The sequence below is a fragment of the Paenibacillus sp. AGC31 genome (assembly GCF_057334655.1).
On record NZ_JBHFJH010000002.1, the window covers coordinates 38278 to 57836 of the forward strand.

Consider the following 19559-nt stretch of genomic DNA (forward strand, 5'->3'; position numbering starts at 1 on the left):
ATCGGAAGGATGTGCTGTCATCGGAGTGCCACCACTACAGAATCGGAGACAGCAGACGGGAAATCGCTTCTTTGAAGCGGATAATCAGACTACGTTTTTGGTATTCATCGAGTGTCATTTCCCGCGATACATGCAGGTCGTGTTCAAAGGTTTGTACAAGTGCTGTCGCAATCGCTTCATCATACATAAAGGCATTAACCTCAAAGTTTAACCGGAAACTGCGGTAGTCAATATTGGCGGTTCCCACGGATGCAACTAAACTGTCAATGATAAGTGTTTTGGCATGAATGAAACCATTGTCGTATATAAATACTTTGGCGCCAACCTTCAGCAACTCACCAATATAAGATAACGTAGCCCAATATACAAAGGCATGGTCGGGCTTATTTGGAATCATAATGCGAACATCTATGCCGGACAGACACGCGAGACGAATAGCTTCGAATACACTGGCATCCGGGATAAAATAAGGCGTTTGAATCAGAATGGATTGTTTGGCCCCGTTAATCATCTTGAGATAACTGTTCTTGATATGTTCAGTCTCTGCATCCGGTCCACTGGAGACAATCTGCATGGCAATCTTTCCTGTGCCCTCGATATGAGGGAAATGCGCCGGAACGTAAGGTGTATCGTGTTGTTTGGACGCTTCATTCCAATCCAGGAGAAAACGAGTCTGCAGCGCATGAACGGCGTTCCCTTGAATACGCAGATGTGTGTCACGCCAGTAACCGAATTTCGAGTTCAAGCCCAGATACTCATCTCCGACATTAAACCCGCCCGTGTATCCAAGGTTACCATCAATGATGACAATCTTCCGGTGGTTCCGGTAGTTCATACGCAAGTTGATCAGACTGAATTTGGAGGGGAAAAAGACTTCAACCAAACCGCCTGCTTCGCGCAATTCTTTGAAAAAGCGTTTGGATACCCGCCGTGATCCGAGCGCGTCATACAGCAAACGAACTTTGATGCCTTCCCGCGCTTTGCGGATGAGTGCATCTCGAATTCTTTTGCCCAGACGGTCGCCTCTATAAATGTAGTATTGTACGTGCACGTGATCCTGAGCCGCTTCGATGTCATCCAAGAGCCGCTGGAACTTGTCTGTTCCGTCCGTAATGATCTCAACCGCATTATCCTCCGTTAACAGAGCACCGTTCTGCTTCAGGTTCATATAGATCATGTCCTGGCTAGTCTCGGTTGCTTGGTTGCGGAAAGGGGTGCGGTTATCGTGCAACTGCGTGAGCTGGGCTTCAATACGTTCCTCTAGCCCGAGCTTCTTACGTTCTTTCCACTGGAAAAGCCGGTATCGGGTCAGGTTCTGACCGGTTAAAAGATAAAGTACAAACCCAAACACCGGAATAAAGTTCAAGACGAGCAGCCAAGCCCAGGAAGCGCTAGCATCCTTCCGTTCGAAGAAAACGACTGCTGCCGCAAAAATAATATTCAGGCCAAGGAGTACAATAAGTAAAATGGATTCGATATGCACTATAGTCCCCCACGTCTCATAATGACCATCATGAATCTATTCATATGTCCTTGATAGCAGGTTAGTTATGAATGAGACCCTGATTGTAATGTTTCCTACTAATACGTATTTTAACAGATGTATACCTATTCGTCCCGGATGTTAAAAAAGATATGTTCGGATTGGATGGAAATCCATGTGAAATTGATGATAGAGTGTTGTATTTATATAACCAGAGTCGTATAATAATACACAAATATGCATATAAGCGACGGAATTGCTGTGTTCGAGTATCCTTCAGGCAAGGACATAGCACAAGTAGCGCATACATCGAGATTGGGGGAGCGAGAGTGAATAACAAATTAAAAGTAGCAATCGTCGGTTCCACCGGCTACGGCGGGGTGGAGCTGATTCGTTTTTTCCAGAACCATCCGTTGGTTGAAATCACATCGGTGATCTCATCATCGAGCAGTGGTGAGTCCATCGCAGATGGATTTCCGCATTTGACGGACGTGATTCACAGGCCACTCGACGGTGTGGATCCGGCTGAAATTGCGAGTCGTGCGGATCTGGTATTCACAGCGACCCCGTCCGGCGTAAGTGCTAAGCTCGTACCAAGCCTGCTGGCAGCAGGACTTAAGGTGATTGACCTGTCTGGCGATTTCAGACTCAAGGATGGAACGGTGTACGAAGAGTGGTACAAACATCCGGCTCCTCCAGCTACTTTGCTGGAACAAGCGGTATACGGCATGGCTGAGGTGTATGGCGAAGAAGTGAAGGGACAGAATTTTATATCCAACCCAGGTTGTTATCCAACGGCTACACTTCTTGGACTGATCCCTGCTGTAGAGGCAGGCTGGATTGATCCTTCTACTATTATTATTGATGCCAAATCAGGCGTATCCGGAGCGGGACGTGGAACAAGTCTGACAAACCATTATGCAGAGATGAATGAGAATTTCAAAGCCTATAAACTGAATAAACATCAACATATTCCCGAGATCGAACAAGTGCTTGGCAGTATAACGGGAACGCCAGTTACGGTTACCTTCACAACACATCTGGTGCCAATGACACGTGGAATCATGAGTACGATGTATGCAAAACTCGTTGGGGAACACAGTGATCGGGAGATCGTAGATTTATACCGCAAATATTATGAGAACAGACCTTTCGTGCGTGTACGTGAACCGGGCATCTGGCCTTCTACCAAAGAAGTGTACGGATCCAACTATTGTGATATCGGATTTGCGGTGGATCCTCGCACAGGTCGTTTAACGATTATTTCGGTCATCGACAACCTGGTGAAGGGTGCTTCCGGGCAAGCGATTCAAAATATGAACCTGATGATGGGATGGGAGGAGAACCTCGGGCTGAACATGACACCGGTATATCCATAAGGGATTGGAATTCAAGAGGAGCACTGGAACACTCGGTGTAAAAGTGCTTTCTCGGAGTCAACTTAGGAAGAACGGATCAGGTAAGCAGGCGGATCATCAGCATATGGCTGAACGCATACGGGGGATATGATATGGGAACGAATGTGGAGCAACATACTTTTACCGTGGTTGAGAACGGAACGATTGTAACCCCTGGGGGATTCACTGCTGGTGGACTTCACTGCGGATTAAAAAAGACATCTCGTAATGACATCGGAGCGATCCGATGTGATGTGCCGGCTACAGCTGCTGCTGTATACACAACGAACGTGTTTCAAGCAGCACCGCTTAAAGTAACGCGCGAAAGCTTGAGCAACGGACGCCTTCAGGCTGTTATCGTTAACAGTGGTAATGCGAATGCATGTACAGGGCAACAAGGGGAAGAAGATGCATATGCGATGCGTTCGGCCGCTGCGCGTGAGTTGGGTGTGGCAGAAGAGGATGTAGCTGTAGCTTCCACAGGTGTCATTGGGGAATTGCTCAAAATGGATGCTGTACATTCAGGCATTACCGGACTTCCGGCGCATATGGGCAAGGAGTCGAATGAGGCGGAACAATTTTCACAAGCGATTCTGACAACGGATTTGGTGAAAAAGGAAGCTTGCGTCTCCGTTCTGGTTAACGGTAAGACGGTTACGATTGCGGGAGCCGCCAAAGGCTCGGGTATGATTCATCCGAATATGGCGACGATGCTCGCTTTCATGACCTCTGACGCGGTCATTGGTGCAGAAGCGTTGCAGCGCTTGCTGCGCCAGGCAACCAATCATACATTTAACATGATTACCGTTGATGGGGATACAAGTACAAACGACATGCTGGTAGCTATGTCCAGTGGTTATGCAGGCAATGAAGAGCTGACCACAGAGCATCCAGATTGGGACGCTTTTGCAGCCGGCTTCACCTATGTTTGCCAAGTGCTAGCCAAAGCCATTGCTCGCGATGGTGAAGGAGCAACCAAACTGGTTGAGGTAGAAGTTACAGGTGCGGTAAGTGATGAATCCGCGCAAGCAATCGCGAAAACTGTCATCGGTTCGAGTCTTGTGAAATCAGCCATGTTTGGCGCAGATGCCAACTGGGGACGGATTATTGCAGCCGTAGGGCGTGCAGGACAGCCGGTGAACCCGGATACGGTAGATATCCGTTTGGGAGATATCTCGGTACTTGCGCAGTCCCGCCCAGTCGTATTCGACGAAGAAGTGGCACTGGCGTATTTGCAGACTGATACAGTTCGCATTGTGGTGGATCTGCACCACGGCGAAGGAACAGCAACAGCCTGGGGCTGCGACCTGACGTATGACTACGTCCGAATTAACGCAGCATACCGCACGTAATAAGTCTTTGGGATAAAGGTTTTGCGAAACAGCTGTCTTCTATTGTGAAGCTGTTTCGTGAGATGATTCAAAAATTATCAATAAAATTTAAACTTGTTGTTTGGTATTGAACATATAGCGATAGTAATGGAGAAGACGGAATTGATTCTGCAGAAGCGGAGCGGTCGCCTTAGTCTCCGGGTATTCCCCTATATAGGGATAATTCAAGAAACCTGGAGACAACAGCGATCGAAAGAACAATCCGAATTCGGAATGGACTCCTACCAGCCTTCGTCACCTTATAAAAGTGTTATATTTTTTTGAATGTAATTTTTACTATGGAAGGAGCTTGCCCTCATGAATTCAACAATGCCAAACAAGAGTACCGCAACGGAAGCGAGCACAGAGAAACAGATGTTTGTCATGAAATGTGGAGGCAGCACGCTGGCAGCATTGCCTGAGTCTTTCTTTGCGGATCTGCGTGATTTGCAGTCTCAGGACACGCAGCCGGTAATCGTGCATGGTGGAGGTCCTGCGATCTCAGATAAACTTGCGAAGCTTGGTATCGAAACCGAATTCGTTAATGGCCTGCGCAAAACGACTGAACCTGTGCTGGACGTAGTGGAGATGGTGCTTGCGGGCAGTATCAACAAACAGATCGTGCGTTTGATTCAACGTGTGGGCGGCCGTGCACTAGGCTTGTCTGGCGTGGACGGGGGTCTGATTCAGGCTAAACCTGTTACAAACCACGCAGAGATCGGTTGGGTAGGCGATGTCACTGGTGTGAACGCAGAGATTATCCAAGGCATCGTGAACATGGGTTACATGCCGGTTATTGCACCAGTTGGCGTAGATGCAACTGGACAACGCTACAACATTAACGCAGATACAGCGGCAGGTGCAGTGGCGTCTCATCTCGGCGTAAGTCGGATGATTGTCGTGACTGACGTTCCTGGCATCATGAAGAACGTAGGCGGCGAGAAAAAAGTACTGCCATCCGTATCTGTACAAGAGATTGAGGACATGATCCAGACCGGAGAAATCTATGGCGGCATGATTCCCAAAGTGCGTGCAGCAATTGCATGTATTCATGGCCAAGTACGTGAGGTCGTCATCGTAGACGGCAGCGAACCTCAAATCCTGAGCCGAGTGCTCAGCGGAGAAATCATCGGAACAAGAATCATCCGTATGCAATAAGGTTCATTTGGGTTCTTATACAAGATAAAAAATATGTGCACGGCTTTTTTATATAAGAAATCTAATATTACACTCACAATAACGTAGGGTGCAGAACCAATCTGAAGAATAAAAATGCATAACGGAGAGGACAGAAATAACCTGAAGAAGCGGAGCGTGCGCCTTTATCACAGGATTTTCCCCATTGAAGGGGAATAAAAAAAATCCAGGGATAACAGCGATCGGAAGGTTGTTCTGTCATCGAAGTGGAGTATGCATACGTTCGGAAGATGGTTCCGCAATCGGAGTGGTCTAGTGTAAATCAGGTTTCTTATATAATTGCTCGTGTACCAACCAATAAGGAGTGATATGGTCATGGCAAAAGGCAACGAACAGCCAGGTTCTGGCACAGCGGTAGCGGGCGCAACAGCAACAGGTGCAGCGGCACAGACGGAAAGCTCGCTTTTCCAAACGTATGCACGTTATCCAATCAGTCTGGTCAAAGGTAAAGGCAGCTGGTTGTGGGATGACCAGGGAAATCGATATCTCGATTTCATGTGCGGACTCGCTGTAACTAGCCTGGGCCATGCACCGGAGAAAGTCGGAGCCAAGCTGAAAGCTCAGATTGATGAGCTGTGGCATGTATCCAACCTGTTCCAGATTCCGGGCCAGGAGAAAGCAGCAGCATTGTTGACAGCCAATACATGCGCTGACGCGGTGTTTTTCTGTAACAGTGGCGCTGAAGCGAACGAAGCGGCTATCAAAGTTGCACGTCGTTATCACCAGAAGGTGAAAGGCACAGATCGCTATGAAGTGATCACCTTTGCCCAGTCCTTCCATGGACGGACACTCGCTACACTGACAGCAACCGGACAGGATAAGGTGAAAGAAGGATTTTTACCATTGCCAGCCGGATTTGTAACCGTACCTTTGCATGATATCCCTGCGCTTGAAGCGGCAATTGGACCCAACACAGCAGCTATTATGCTGGAAATGGTTCAGGCCGAGGGTGGTGTATATCCGGTTGAGCCGGAATTCGTCAAACATGTACGGAAATTGTGTGACGAGCATGGATTGTTGCTCATTGTTGATGAAGTTCAAACGGGAATGGGACGTACGGGTAAACTGTTTGCACACGAACATTATGGCATTGAGCCAGACGTGTTCACCGTTGCCAAAGGTATCGGCAGTGGTTTCCCTGTAGGCGCAATGCTGGGTAAAGGTTTCCTGCGGGATGCGTTCACGCCAGGTAGCCATGCGACAACATTTGGCGGAACACCACTTGCTTCATCCGTTGTAATTGCAACAATCGAAACGATGCTGGAAGATCGCTTGCCAGAGCGTGCAGCGGAGATGGGTGAATACCTGATGAGCTCCCTGCGGAATCGTTTGGCAGGCAATTCCTTTGTGAAGGAAGTTCGTGGCTTGGGATTGTTAGTCGGTATTGAATGTGCTGAGCCGGTAGGTGATATAGTGCTTGCTGGGCAAAAACGCGGGATTTTGTTCGTCTCTGCAGGACCAAATGTGATTCGTTTGCTTCCGAACCTGTATGTGAGCAAAGAAGAGATCGACGAGGCAGTATCGCTGGTAGCCACATTGATCGAAGAGCACGTAGCGGCGAAAGCCTAACATAAAAATGAGAACCTTTCTGTCTCGGGGCCATTACCGGCCTCGAAGCAGAATGAGATGATGAATCCCTGTAGCCGCGCGGTGAAATTGCAGAAGGCGGGAATGAATAAATCCGAGAAGCATCCAGACAAAGTGTTAACGGTGCTCTCTTCTGCCCGTGCGGGTGCAGGGAACCGGAAATAAGGAGGACATTATACATGACAGCACAACAGACGGAAAAGATTCAGAAGATTGATCTGAGAGGCCGGGATTTTATCGAATTCACGGACTACACAGCTGAGGAGATTCGTTATCTGCTTGATCTCGCAATTGAGATTAAAGGCAAGCAAAAAAGCGGTGTACCTTTTCAACCGTTGAAAGGCAAAACGATCGGACTTATTTTTGAAAAGTCATCCACACGTACGCGTGTATCCTTTGAAGTGGGCATGTTCCAATTGGGTGGACATGCGCTCTTCCTGAGCAAAAATGATATCCAGCTGGGTCGCGGGGAAACAACACATGATACAGCCAAAGTATTGTCCCGCTACCTGGACGGCATCATGATCCGTACCTTTGGACACCATAATGTAACTGAACTGGCAGAGCATGCCGATGTTCCGGTCATTAATGGCCTGAGCGATGCAGCGCATCCTTGCCAGGTACTGGCAGACTTCCAAACGGTACTGGAGCACAAAGGCAAGCTGGCAGGTCTGAAAATGGCCTACATCGGAGATGGCAACAACATGGCGCACTCCCTGATGCTGGGTGCAGCGAAGATGGGTATGCATGTTGCTGTAGCAACGCCAGAAGGCTATGAGCCGGATAGCGCGGTTGTGGAGCAGGCACGTATTATCGCACAGGAGAGCGGTTCTGAAGTGACTGTAACGTACAGTGCACAGGAAGCTGCGAAAAATGCAGATATCGTGTATACGGATGTATGGGCGAGCATGGGCTTTGAGGAAGAGCAGAAGATTCGTGAGCAGGCATTTGCGGCATATCAAGTGGACGAGGAACTGATGAAAGGCGCGAAGCCGGACTACATGTTCTTGCATTGTCTGCCAGCACACCGCGGCGAAGAAGTGAGTGCCGGTGTAATTGACGGACCGAACTCCCTGATCTTTGATCAGGCGGAGAATCGCTTGCATGCACAGAAAGCATTAATGGCTGCTTTAATGAGCGAATAGCTGCTATTTCATTGAATGGGTTGATTTTAGGCGCAGATTTCGCGATGATAGATAAAAGTTTATAGCAACTGATCTTGGGGAGGACCATCGAACATGGCTAAGGAAAAAATTGTACTCGCATATTCAGGCGGGTTGGACACATCTGTAATTTTGAAATGGTTAAAAGAAACATATGATGCAGAGATTATCGCTTTCACAGCGGATATTGGACAAAAGGATGAATTGGACGGTTTGGAGGAAAAAGCACTGGCAACAGGCGCTTCCAAAGTATACATCGACGATCTACGCGATGAATTCGCAAAAGATTTCATCTATCCAATGTTCCAAGCTGGTGCCCTTTATGAAGGGCAATACCTGCTCGGTACAAGTATCGCTCGTCCACTGATCGCTAAACGCATGGTGGATATCGCTCGTGCAGAAGGTGCTACAGCCATCGCTCACGGCGCTACAGGTAAAGGAAATGACCAAGTTCGTTTTGAGCTGAACGCGGCTGCACTGACACCAGACATTAACGTAATTGCACCTTGGCGTCTGGAAGAATTCCGTAACCAGTTCCCGGGACGTGCCGAGATGATCGCGTACGCTGAAAAACATGGCATTCCGGTAACCGCATCTGCGGCTAAACCATACTCCACAGACCGTAACTTGCTGCATATCAGCTATGAGAGCGGTGTGCTCGAAGATCCTTGGTTCGATCCAAGCGCGGACGAGAACAAAGACATGTTCCTGCTGAGCAGTGCACCTGAAGATGCACCAGATCAAGCGGAATATGTTGAACTGGAATTCGAACAAGGTGACTGTGTTGCACTGAACGGTGAGCGCCTGAGCCCGCTGCAAGTGATGGAGCAACTGAACGAGCTGGGTGGCAAACATGGTATTGGCCGTGTAGATATGGTTGAGAACCGTTTTGTTGGTATGAAGAGCCGTGGCGTATACGAAACACCAGGTGGAACAATCCTGTTCACCGCACATCGCAAAATGGAGTCCATCACGATGGACCGTGAAGTGATGAACCTGCGTGATAGCCTGATCACACGTTATAGCACACTGGTATACAACGGTTTCTGGTTCGCACCAGAGCGTCTTGCATTGCAAGCGCTGGTGACTGAAAGCCAAAAAAATGTAACAGGTACGGTTCGTGTGAAACTGTACAAAGGTAACATTATCGGCGCAGGCGTGAAAAGCCCTGTCAGCCTCTACAATCCGGACATCGCTACAATGGAAGCTGATCCAACGCAAGCCTACGATCAAGGTGATGCAACAGGCTTTATCCGCCTGAATGCACTGCGTTTGAAAGTAAACTCCGGCGTGGAGCAAAACAAAAACTAATTTCAACCTGCATCTATAGAGCAGCTATATCAATATAAATGACAAGGCAGGCCGTTCTTGCACATCTGGCAGGAGCGGCTTTGTCCATGAGCGAAAGGGGAGTACTCACCGTGAGCAAGCTGTGGGGAGGACGTTTTACAAAACAAACCAATCATTTGGTTGAGGAATATACGGCATCGATCAATTTTGACAAGGCTTTGGCTGAGGAAGATATTCAGGGCAGTCTGGCCCATGTGACAATGCTGGGCAAATGCGGTATTCTTCCGGCGGAAGATGTAGAGACGATCAAAGAAGGATTGATCACCGTTCTGCACAAAATCCGTGCGGGCGAAGTGGAATTCTCCGTATCGGACGAAGACATCCACATGAATATTGAGAAAAACCTGATCGAGACGATTGGTCCTGTAGGCGGGAAATTACATACAGGCCGTAGCCGGAACGATCAAGTTGCAACAGATATGCACCTATACCTGCGCGAACGCGTGGTTGGATTTGTAGGCATGCTGCATTCCTTGCAGGAAGCACTGATTGGACAAGCAAAAGATAACCTCGATACAATTGTACCGGGTTATACGCATCTTCAACGGGCGCAGCCAATTCTGTTCGCACATCACCTGATGGCATATGTCTCCATGTTCCAACGGGATGCGGAGCGTCTGATGGACAGCTACAAACGTATTAACATCCTGCCACTGGGCGCAGGTGCACTCGCGGGCACAACTTTCCCGATTGACCGTCATTTTGTGGCGGAACAACTGGGCTTCGATGGCGTGTACGAGAACAGTCTGGACGCAGTAAGCGACCGTGACTTCATCGTTGAGTTCCTGGCGGCAGCTTCGCTGATCATGACTCACTTGTCCCGTCTGAGTGAAGAGCTGGTACTATGGAGCAGCACGGAGTTTGGATTCGTTGAACTGGACGATGCGTTCTGCACAGGCAGCAGCATTATGCCTCAGAAGAAAAATCCGGACGTTCCTGAACTCGTTCGTGGTAAAACAGGACGTGTGTACGGCAACCTGATCGGTTTGCTGACAGTACTGAAATCTCTTCCACTGGCATACAACAAAGACATGCAGGAAGACAAAGAAGGCATGTTTGATACTGTAGCGACGCTGGAAGGTGCGCTTCAACTGTTTGCTCCAATGATCGCGACGATGACAGTGAACAAGGATCGGATGCGTCAAGCGGTCAACCAGGATTTCTCCAATGCTACGGATATTGCCGACTTCCTCGTAGGCGAAGGCTTGCCTTTCCGTCAGGCGCATGAAGTGATTGGTAAAACGGTGCTGTACTGCATCCAGAACAGCAAGTATTTGCTGGATCTGACGATTGATGAATTCCGTCAGTTCTCACCACTGTTTGATGACCGGATCTATGATGTACTGCAACCGGAAGCGGTTGTGAACGCTCGTAATGTTTACGGCGGGACAGCTTCGGGTCAAGTTGCTGAAGCGATTGGACGCAGTGAGAAGGTACTGGAGATCACCGAGCAATGGATTACGAACCGCGGTTAATACCACCGCTACTATAAGGTACCCTTACAGATACAACAGTACAACAAAGAAGCAGGCCAGAGAACTTTGTTCTCAACGGCCTGCTTCTTTGTGTTTTACAGCAATGTGCTCTAGATACATTCTACTCAACCGCGACGGATGTTGTTCTACTATCGGAGTACCAGTTTAGTTACTCGCGGTAGCTCCAATGCAATTCTCCACTAATCGCGCTTTTGTAAAGGCAACCATTTCAATACATCCTGAATCTTGGCATCCCAGTAGCCCCACTCATGTTCACCAGGCCCTTCCTCGTACGTCAGTTCGAAGTTCGTCTGTTCACAGGCTTGACGGAAGGTTTGATTATCCTCATACAGGAAATCTTCCGTTCCGCAGCACTGATAGAGCAGGGGCTGTGGCCCTTGGCTGGCTTGACTCTCTTTAAGTAGATGGATCAGATCGTTCTCTGTACCTGCGACCTCGGGTCCGAAAATCCGCTGTAACTCCGTCTGTTGTAATGCTGAGGATGCATTTCTATCCATATGTGCAGACATATCGAGTGCTCCAGACAAACTGGCAGCAGCCGCATATTGATCTGGTTTACGAAGGGCCAGCTTGAAAGCCCCATAGCCACCCATGGATAATCCGGCAACGAAATTGTCCTTCCGTTGATCTGACAGCGGGAAGAAAGAACGAGCAAGTGCCGGCAGTTCTTCACTGATAAAGCTCCAGTAACGTCCGCCTTCTACCATATCTGTATAGAAGCTGCGGTGTACCTGTGGCATAACAACGGCGATCCCGAGGTTGGCCACATAACGTTCGATGGAAGTCCGGCGCAGCCAGATGGAATCATCATCAGACAGACCGTGCAGCAGGTACAGAGTTGGGTGCAGCCCTTTGCCAGTCACATTCTCCATACCGATCTGATTGTGGGTTTGTTGCGGCAGAATGACATGCATGCTGGTGCTAAGCCCGAGTGTATCCGAGTAAAAATCACATTTAATAAGTGCCATGAGTATAAGAAACCCCTTTCATAAGTTCGTTAACCACGTGTTCTGACATGAGACGATGGGATGGAAGTCGGATGCCTAAGCCTCCAAAGTGTTTATATGTAACAGGTTATACGCATTACTCTCCCATTGCAATAACAAGATCTACAGTAGAAAACAAAGAATTTCACACCAGTGGTTAAAGTGGAAATCTGTAATCTGATCATCGATCTTTAACACACTTTACAACGTAACAATGTTATGTTACGCTCGTTTCAATAAAAAGGGGGACCATATATGACGGATGATTTGATCTCCAAGAAAGAATTGTTGGACCTGACAGGAATCTCATACGGTCAGTTATACCGCTGGAAGCGGAAAAATCTCATTCCGGAAGAATGGTTCATTCGGAAGTCTTCCTACACCGGACAAGAAACCTTTTTTCCCAAACAACAGATTTTACTGCGCATTGACAAGATTCTCAATATGAAAGACGGATTATCGCTGGATGAGCTGGCAGACGTGTTCTCACCTACGTTGGGTGAAGTGGAGATGTCTGCAGAGCAACTATTAGAGCGAAACATTGTTTCACAAATATCCCTGGATCTATTGAAAGAAGCAGGTCGAGAGCAATCGCTGTATGCTTTGGAGCAGATTATGATGCTCTACGTCCTTGATAAGCTGTTAATGAGCGGAGATATTACTCGGCAAGAGGGTGCTTTGCTGATCGAAGTGATGTCCGAACATTATTACCGTTTTACAGGCAAACCCAGCGAACTCGTGCTTATTCGTAAGATGGGTGTTCCTTCATTCATGCTGGTAACAGCAGGAACGGAGTTTTATTTTGACAATGGTGTGAAAGTGGTTCTTAGACAGCCGATGGGAACATTTATGGAAGAATTAAAACTCAAATTGGGATAAGGAGAGGATCATCTATGGAAGAGCGGAATAAGCGGAATGATCTGAATGTGGCGGGCATAAGTCAAACGGCAGGCGGGAATTTTCACCGTGTATCTATTGATGGCATGGCTAAGGTGAACGGTAACCTGGACTGCACCTCTATGGAAGTGAATGGAACATTGAAGATGCACGGCGCTTTGACCTCCGAGAGTGCAACGATTAACGGCATGTGTACGTTGAATGGACCTCTTACCAGTTCTCGTGTTCGTGTAGATGGCATGACGACGATTAACGGAGATCTCCATAGCCCTGAGCTTGAGGTGAACGGAAAGTGTACTGTACGTGGAAGAGTGGATGGGGAACGAATTGATATTGGCGGTGTGATCGATATTGAAGGGGATGTCCAATGTGAGTCCCTGAATGTACGGGGCAATATTAAGATCAGCGGTTTACTGAATGCGGGAACAGTGGAGATCAGGCTGCACACATCTTCTTCAGCTAAAGAGATTGGCGGAGAGCGCATCGATATTCGTCGCAAGGAACAACAGAATGGCTTTTGGAAAAGTATTGGTCTGGGCGGGACACCTTCATTTAAGACATCCTTAATTGAAGGTGATGAGATTGTGCTGGAAGATACCGAAGCTGACATTGTTCGGGGGAGTAACATTTTTATCGGTCGCGGCTGTAACATCAGGCTGGTCGAGTATTCAGGTGAACTTGAAGTAGATCAGGATGCCAAGGTGGGCAGCAGTCAGCGAATATAAAGTTTGGATATGGAGAGAAAGGGATGGGATGGACATGAATAACAATCCTGGGCGTTCATTGGACAAAAAAATGGATATCAGCATCGTTGGTGATGGCAGTTCTTCTGGGGGCGTGTACGGCAAGATCAAGGTTGTAGGGGACGCGTCCTTTAACGACAATCTATCTTGTGATCGTTTCAAATGCACGGGTACGTCGGTCATATACGGATCGCTTGAATCCACAGATATTAAAATTACCGGAACCCTTACTCTGACAGAGCGAGAGGCCAGCAACGATGGTGATGATGGAATCCAGGCATCTGGCCTGCATGCCAAAGCTGAGCATATAAAAGTGGTCGGTGAACTTCATCTGTCAGGGGATTGTCAGGCGGAAAATATCAAGCTGAACGGGCGTTTGACGATAGCGGGGATGCTCAGCGCTGAACACATGACGCTCAAAATCATGGGTCCATCCGAGGTCAAGGAAATGGGTGGTTCCATCATTTCGGTGAAGAGCGGTCGGTTGAATGACTTGTTTACAGGGAATAAATCAATTCTCAAGGCACAGATTATCGAAGGTGATGACATTGAATTAGAGAATACGGAGGCCGAGATTGTCCGTGGCGATAAAATAAAAATCGGTCCTGGCTGCCGGATTGGTACAGTGGAATACCGTTCATCTCTGCAAATTCATCCGCAATCGGAAGTTTTGCTGCAAAGCAATCGGTCCTTGGACTGATTAACGAAAACTTCTTTTCGGATATACTAATGCAGTCATATGAATAGAGCGTGAATGGAGAGATTGAGTACAATGGTTGCACGTAAAAACAGTATTGGATTGGTGCTGGCAGGGTTACTGCTCAGCATACTAATGGCTTCGATGGATAACACCATCGTGGCAACAGCTATGGGGGACATTGTCGGGAAGCTGGGTGGGCTCGACAAGTTCGTCTGGGTTACCTCCGCGTACATGGTGGCTGAGATGGCAGGGATGCCGATCTTTGGTAAGCTATCCGATATGTATGGACGGAAGAAGTTTTTTGTATTTGGTATTATTGTGTTTATGCTTGGCTCAGCGCTGTGCGGAACGGCAACGTCTATTGTGGAATTGACGATGTACAGAGCGATTCAAGGTATTGGTGCGGGGGCCCTGGTCCCGATTGCCTTTACGATCATGTTTGATGTCGTTGCACCAGAATCTCGTGGTAAATTGGGTGGATTGTTTGGAGCCGTCTTTGGCCTGTCCAGCGTATTCGGACCTCTGCTCGGTGCTTACATTACCCAATATGCGACATGGGAATGGGTATTCTATATCAACCTGCCGCTAGGCTTGATTGCATTTGTGTTTATTGCGTTCTTCTACAAGGAGTCTCATCAGCATCAATCTCAACAGATCGACTGGCTGGGTGCCGTAACGCTGATCGGTGCTGTTGTGTGCCTGATCTTTGGTCTGGAACTGGGCGGCAAAACATTTGCCTGGGGTTCGTGGCAGATTCTTGGCTTGTTTGCCGGATTTGTAGCATTAGCGCTGCTCTTCCTTTTTGCAGAAACCAAAGCCAAAGAACCAATCATCTCCTTCAGCATGTTCCGCAACCGGGTCTACTGGTCCAGTAACGTTATTGGGATGTTCAGTGGTGCGGCGTTCATTACAGCATCCGTGTACATTCCGATCTTCATACAGGGGGTACTTGGTGGTAAAGCGACCAACTCCGGTCTTGTGTTGCTACCGATGATGCTTGGGTCCGTTGTGACGGCGTCCTTGGGCGGGGTGCTGATGACCAAAATCAAGTATCGTAATATCATGATTCCTACGTTGGCTTTACTTGTCATTGGACTTGGATTGTTGACTACACTGGATGAGAATTCATCCCTTTGGACGATACGTATCTACATGGTGATGGTTGGTCTGGGTGTCGGTGCTTCGTTCTCCGTACTTAGCAATGCAGCCATGAATGCGTTTGAACCGCAAAGACGTGGAGCAGCAAGCTCCACACTTAACTTTTTGCGGTCCCTCGGTATGACGATGGGCATTACGATCTTTGGTATCGTACAGAGCCAGGTTTTTATGCGTAAAATGAACGATGCTCTCGCTGGTTCAGCTGCGGAAGCAGGCGGTGCTTCAGCGGGTGGCGTGCCTCAGGGAGTGGATCTGACCGATCCACATGCGTTGCTCTCACCAGAACTCAGACAGGCGATTCCGCCTCAGGTGCTGGATACCATCACACATGCCCTGTCTTCTTCCATCGTGCAGTTATTTGCCTGGGCTGTGATTCCGGCTGCACTCGCGTTGGTCGCTTCCTTCTTCATGGGAAAAGAGAAGATGGTTATAGGCGAAGAGCAAGGCGAATACACCGGCGGTCACTAAACCGTTATGCAGTAAACTAACTATAAGTTAAGGTAGTACAGCTGATCGTAGCTTGGTAAAACTCGAAGAACATATCTTAAACCATGAAAAGACACACTTCTCGCGTATCCTTAAAAGGGACGGGAAGTGTGTCTTTTTGTTTTCGTAGGATCAGTTTATCCTAGAATGCATGAATTACGGATTGAACTCTTTTGGATGCTTCAGAAAAGGAGCCTAAGGTTGCTTCGTATCGCTAATCCCGTCCTCGACCACAGATGGCCCTTGTGGATCAGGCAGGCTACTATGACCGGAGCGGGCAATCAGGCGATTCTGAGCTTTGTACGTGTCCCGTGTAATCGTTTTGGATTCGACCACTTTGCCGTCCAGCCTCTTGGTTCTTACCGTCTCCACAATATATCCAGGCTGTCCGTCTTGCAACACCTGCTGTACACCATCAGGTAGTACAGTACTGGACACATATTTTACTGGAACACTTAATGTTTCAATGGTACGAGATTCAAGTGCATAGCTGACATTCTCCGGGAATGTGCCGAAAAATTTCACCATCAATTGGTGGTTCTTCACCTCTGCATGAATGAGTAAGGATTTTCCGGTATTATTCTTGAAGCGAAAATTGATGGCTCCCGAGGCAAAGGTGGCATCCAGTCCTTTCGGCAAATATTTGACCGGCAGGGAATGGTTGCGACGCTCAATAATATCAAGACCCGTCAATAGCGCTGCGTTATACACCGTACTGGATACCTGGCAGATTCCCCCGCCAATTCCGGGGGTTAGTCTTCCATTAACAATGACCGGTGCCTCACGAAACCCATACTCCTTTTCAGCTTTACGGATGACCTTCTCATAATCGAATGTGGCATCCGGTGGCAAAATCATGCCGTTAATCGCTTCCGCCGCTGCGCTGACATTATGTATCCGGCCTTCACTACTATTGCCCAGACCCGTGGAGAACTGGATGATCTTTCGGTCAATGCCTTCCTGGCGCAGCGAATCAAGGGTTACTTCAGGCTTCAGCGTATAAAGTGGTACCTGGATCAGCAATGGGGCGGGTTTCTCATCCGGGTTGAGTACACTGAAATCCCTGTGCAGCTTCGTCTGTATGAGATTTGTGAGTGTATCCCAATCAATCCGGCGGACGCCCTTTTCCGGGATATACTGGACTTTGTCACTTGTGGTAATGCGGCGAACAGCGTCCGCAGGTGTACCGAAGGTTTCTTTTTCCCAGGCAGGGCTGAGATGTTCTTGGAGTGGTCTTGAGCTGTAGGTCATATCGAGAGAGAACTCTTTCGGAAAATGATAACGTGCATAAGCGCGTTCCCACAGGTTACCTTCCTCCAGCTGCTGTATCGCGGCCTCCAAGCTGTTAACGTTGTAACTCACCCCCACCTGAGCTGCGGTATACGACACCGTCTGGGGGTTGGGTTCAGTCACTTCAAAGGTGACAGGCCAGTCCTCCAGCTTTTGGATCTGTTCATCCAATTCATGCAATACGTTCTTGCGATTCTTCTCCTCCACCAGTATGCCGCCAACATGAACGTCCTTGGGCAGGGCAGGTTGATTCACGTACATATACAGCAATCCATAAGACGCGGAGCCGATCAAGAGGATAGAGAATAGAACAATGACCGTCAAATGTATTTTTTTCATAACCGTACGCTCCTTTATACTTCGGTTGTTCCCGACTTTGTAACACTTTCTATATATATGATCCAATGCAGGAAAACTTTCGGGTACTCAATAGGTAACAAATTTGTTACAATAAACTTCATATGAATCCATGCTTCACCATTGAAACAGGAACGAAGTGGATTTTTTCCTGATGAAATTCAGGTCTTTTTAAAGGAAATGCCGGGATTGTGTCGAAATGATAATGGCTAACTATGCGAGCAGGAAGTGATGATGTGATAGAAATGCAGGACGTGTGGAAGACCTACGCCAATGGGACCCACGCATTACAAGGGGTGTCGGTGAAGATCGACCGCAATGAATTTGTCTATATCGTCGGTCCGTCCGGCGCAGGTAAATCAACATTTATGAAATTGATGTACAGAGAAGAAGTTCCGACCAAAGGACAAATATCCATTAACGGATTTAATATTGGTAAGTTGAAGCCAAGAAAGATTCCTTATGTGCGTCGTAACATCGGCGTTGTGTTCCAGGATTTTCGTCTGCTGCCACGGATGACAGCATTTGAGAATGTGGCATTTGCGATGGAAGTTATTGAAGCACCGAAGCGTCATATCAAGAAACGAGTGATGGAAGTGCTTGATCTGGTGGGACTGCGCAGCAAGGCGGGTCGTGAACCTTCACAGCTCTCTGGTGGAGAACAGCAACGTATTGCCATTGCACGGGCTATCGTCAATAACCCATCGGTTATTATCGCGGATGAACCTACAGGTAACCTCGATCCGGAGACGTCGTGGGGCATTATGCAACTGCTGGATGAGATTAATTTCCGGGGAACAACCATTGTTATGGCGACTCATAACAAAGATATCGTGAATACGATGCGTAAACGGGTTATCGCCATTGAACGTGGACAGATTGTACGGGATCAGATGAGAGGGGAATACGGTTATGAATTTTAGTACTCTCTTGCGCCATCTGCGGGAGGGATTCAAAAACGTATTCCGCAACGGTTGGATGTCTGTAGCCTCCATTATGTCGATCATTGTGTCACTGCTGATTCTTGGTGTGTTTATGCTGCTGGTGCTCAATGTGAATTCCATGGCGAACCAGGTTGATAGCCAGGTGGAGATCAGCACGTTCCTCGAACTGAATGTGGACGAGAACCTGCGTAATACACTGGAGCAAGAAATCAGCGCGATGCCTGAAGTAAGTGAGATTCGTTTTGTGTCCAAGGAAGAAGGGCTCAAGGAGTTCCGTGAACGTCTTGGAGAGAGTGCAGATAACGTGCTTAGCGGTTTCGATGTGGATAACAACCCACTGCCGGAGACCATTGAAGTTGAGGTCATTGAACCGGAAACCGTCGCTTTTGTGGCGCAAAAAATCGAAGCTTTGAACGAAAAACACCCGGAGAAGCCGATCATGAAAGTGAACTACGGCAAGGAAACGGTGGAAGTGTTATTCAAATTTACGAAACTTGTTCGTAACATCGGATTTATTTTTGTCGGGGGACTGGGTCTGATGTCCATGTTCCTGATCTCGAATACGATTCGCGTAACGATTCTGGCACGTCGCCGGGAGATCGGAATTATGAAGCTGGTTGGCGCAACCAATACCTTTATTCGCTGGCCTTTCTTTATTGAAGGTGCACTCATTGGATTTATTGGCTCGGTCATTACGGTTGGTGTGCTGTTTGTTGGATACAGCCAGTTGATGAAGACGATTGGTCAGGATGTCTTCATGCAGATGCTTAACTTGATTCCGCTGGGCGAAATCTGGTTGCTGTTTGGAACACTGTTGATCGGACTCGGCGTGCTGGTAGGTATTTTGGGAAGTACACTGTCCATTCGGAAATCACTCAACGTTTAATTTTGTTTTCAACGATCGAATTGCAGAATATGTCGATAAGAATGGCAAAGCAGGTTCATTAATGGACGC

Annotated in this window: 17 protein-coding genes; 14 read left to right on the top strand and 3 right to left on the bottom strand. The window is 48.0% G+C overall.

Features of this window, described 5'->3' with window-relative positions:
* Window positions 1-34: 34 nt before the first annotated feature.
* The gene (gene cls / locus ACE04G_RS02550; protein ID WP_221823996.1) at window positions 35-1483 is read right to left on the bottom strand and encodes a cardiolipin synthase; all 1449 of its coding nucleotides are present in this window, start codon (window positions 1481-1483) and stop codon (window positions 35-37) included.
* Window positions 1484-1812: 329 nt separating this feature from the next.
* Between cls and argC the strand changes: the two genes are divergently transcribed.
* From argC to argH, 8 genes are all read left to right on the top strand, one after another.
* Window positions 1813-2862 carry an N-acetyl-gamma-glutamyl-phosphate reductase gene (gene argC, locus ACE04G_RS02555; protein ID WP_449003778.1) on the top strand — a complete coding sequence of 350 codons (1050 nt, stop codon included), beginning with the start codon at window positions 1813-1815 and terminating at the stop codon, window positions 2860-2862.
* Window positions 2863-2993: 131 nt separating this feature from the next.
* Entirely contained in the window at window positions 2994-4232 is a 1239-nt protein-coding gene (gene argJ, locus ACE04G_RS02560) for a bifunctional glutamate N-acetyltransferase/amino-acid acetyltransferase ArgJ (RefSeq protein ID WP_221824000.1), read from the top strand.
* 336 nt (window positions 4233-4568) lie between these two features.
* Window positions 4569-5408 (top strand): acetylglutamate kinase, encoded by an 840-nt coding sequence (gene argB, locus ACE04G_RS02565; protein ID WP_221824002.1) that lies wholly within the window; start codon window positions 4569-4571, stop codon window positions 5406-5408.
* A 354-nt stretch (window positions 5409-5762) separates the two neighbouring features.
* Complete coding sequence (locus ACE04G_RS02570; protein WP_169479733.1) at window positions 5763-7016, top strand: aspartate aminotransferase family protein; 1254 nt, start codon at window positions 5763-5765, stop codon at window positions 7014-7016.
* Window positions 7017-7073: 57 nt separating this feature from the next.
* Window positions 7074-7199: a hypothetical protein gene (locus ACE04G_RS02575; protein ID WP_486094130.1), complete on the top strand. Its 126-nt coding sequence runs from the start codon at window positions 7074-7076 to the stop codon at window positions 7197-7199.
* Between the two features lie 14 nt (window positions 7200-7213).
* On the top strand, window positions 7214-8179 hold the full coding sequence (gene argF / locus ACE04G_RS02580; RefSeq protein WP_221824004.1) for an ornithine carbamoyltransferase: 966 nt from the start codon (window positions 7214-7216) through the stop codon (window positions 8177-8179).
* Between the two features lie 93 nt (window positions 8180-8272).
* On the top strand, window positions 8273-9508 hold the full coding sequence (locus ACE04G_RS02585) for an argininosuccinate synthase (RefSeq protein WP_017692004.1): 1236 nt from the start codon (window positions 8273-8275) through the stop codon (window positions 9506-9508).
* Window positions 9509-9618: 110 nt separating this feature from the next.
* Window positions 9619-11022 carry an argininosuccinate lyase gene (gene argH, locus ACE04G_RS02590; protein ID WP_036612430.1) on the top strand — a complete coding sequence of 468 codons (1404 nt, stop codon included), beginning with the start codon at window positions 9619-9621 and terminating at the stop codon, window positions 11020-11022.
* Window positions 11023-11222: 200 nt separating this feature from the next.
* On the opposite strand, the gene ACE04G_RS02595 is transcribed toward argH, so the two are convergent.
* Entirely contained in the window at window positions 11223-12011 is a 789-nt protein-coding gene (locus tag ACE04G_RS02595) for an alpha/beta hydrolase (protein WP_221824006.1), read from the bottom strand.
* 273 nt (window positions 12012-12284) lie between these two features.
* Between ACE04G_RS02595 and ACE04G_RS02600 the strand changes: the two genes are divergently transcribed.
* From ACE04G_RS02600 to ACE04G_RS02615, 4 genes are all read left to right on the top strand, one after another.
* Window positions 12285-12908 (top strand): YhbD family protein, encoded by a 624-nt coding sequence (locus ACE04G_RS02600; RefSeq protein WP_074096600.1) that lies wholly within the window; start codon window positions 12285-12287, stop codon window positions 12906-12908.
* 14 nt (window positions 12909-12922) lie between these two features.
* Complete coding sequence (locus ACE04G_RS02605) at window positions 12923-13651, top strand: polymer-forming cytoskeletal protein (protein ID WP_339305862.1); 729 nt, start codon at window positions 12923-12925, stop codon at window positions 13649-13651.
* Window positions 13652-13685: 34 nt separating this feature from the next.
* Complete coding sequence (locus ACE04G_RS02610) at window positions 13686-14369, top strand: hypothetical protein (protein WP_237177457.1); 684 nt, start codon at window positions 13686-13688, stop codon at window positions 14367-14369.
* A 72-nt stretch (window positions 14370-14441) separates the two neighbouring features.
* Window positions 14442-15995, top strand: a complete 1554-nt coding sequence (locus tag ACE04G_RS02615; RefSeq protein ID WP_339305859.1) for an MFS transporter — start codon at window positions 14442-14444, stop codon at window positions 15993-15995.
* A gap of 213 nt (window positions 15996-16208) precedes the next feature.
* Here the strand turns inward: ACE04G_RS02615 and ACE04G_RS02620 are convergent, their stop codons facing one another.
* Window positions 16209-17642 (bottom strand): VanW family protein, encoded by a 1434-nt coding sequence (locus tag ACE04G_RS02620; protein ID WP_339305857.1) that lies wholly within the window; start codon window positions 17640-17642, stop codon window positions 16209-16211.
* Window positions 17643-17896: 254 nt separating this feature from the next.
* Here ACE04G_RS02620 and ftsE point away from each other — a divergent pair, with 254 nt between their 5' ends.
* Window positions 17897-18583, top strand: a complete 687-nt coding sequence (ftsE, locus tag ACE04G_RS02625) for a cell division ATP-binding protein FtsE (protein ID WP_076209894.1) — start codon at window positions 17897-17899, stop codon at window positions 18581-18583.
* Window positions 18573-19490, top strand: a complete 918-nt coding sequence (gene ftsX / locus ACE04G_RS02630) for a permease-like cell division protein FtsX (protein WP_449003779.1) — start codon at window positions 18573-18575, stop codon at window positions 19488-19490. The genes ftsE and ftsX overlap by 11 nt, the downstream gene beginning before the upstream one ends.
* Window positions 19491-19559: the final 69 nt, after the last annotated feature.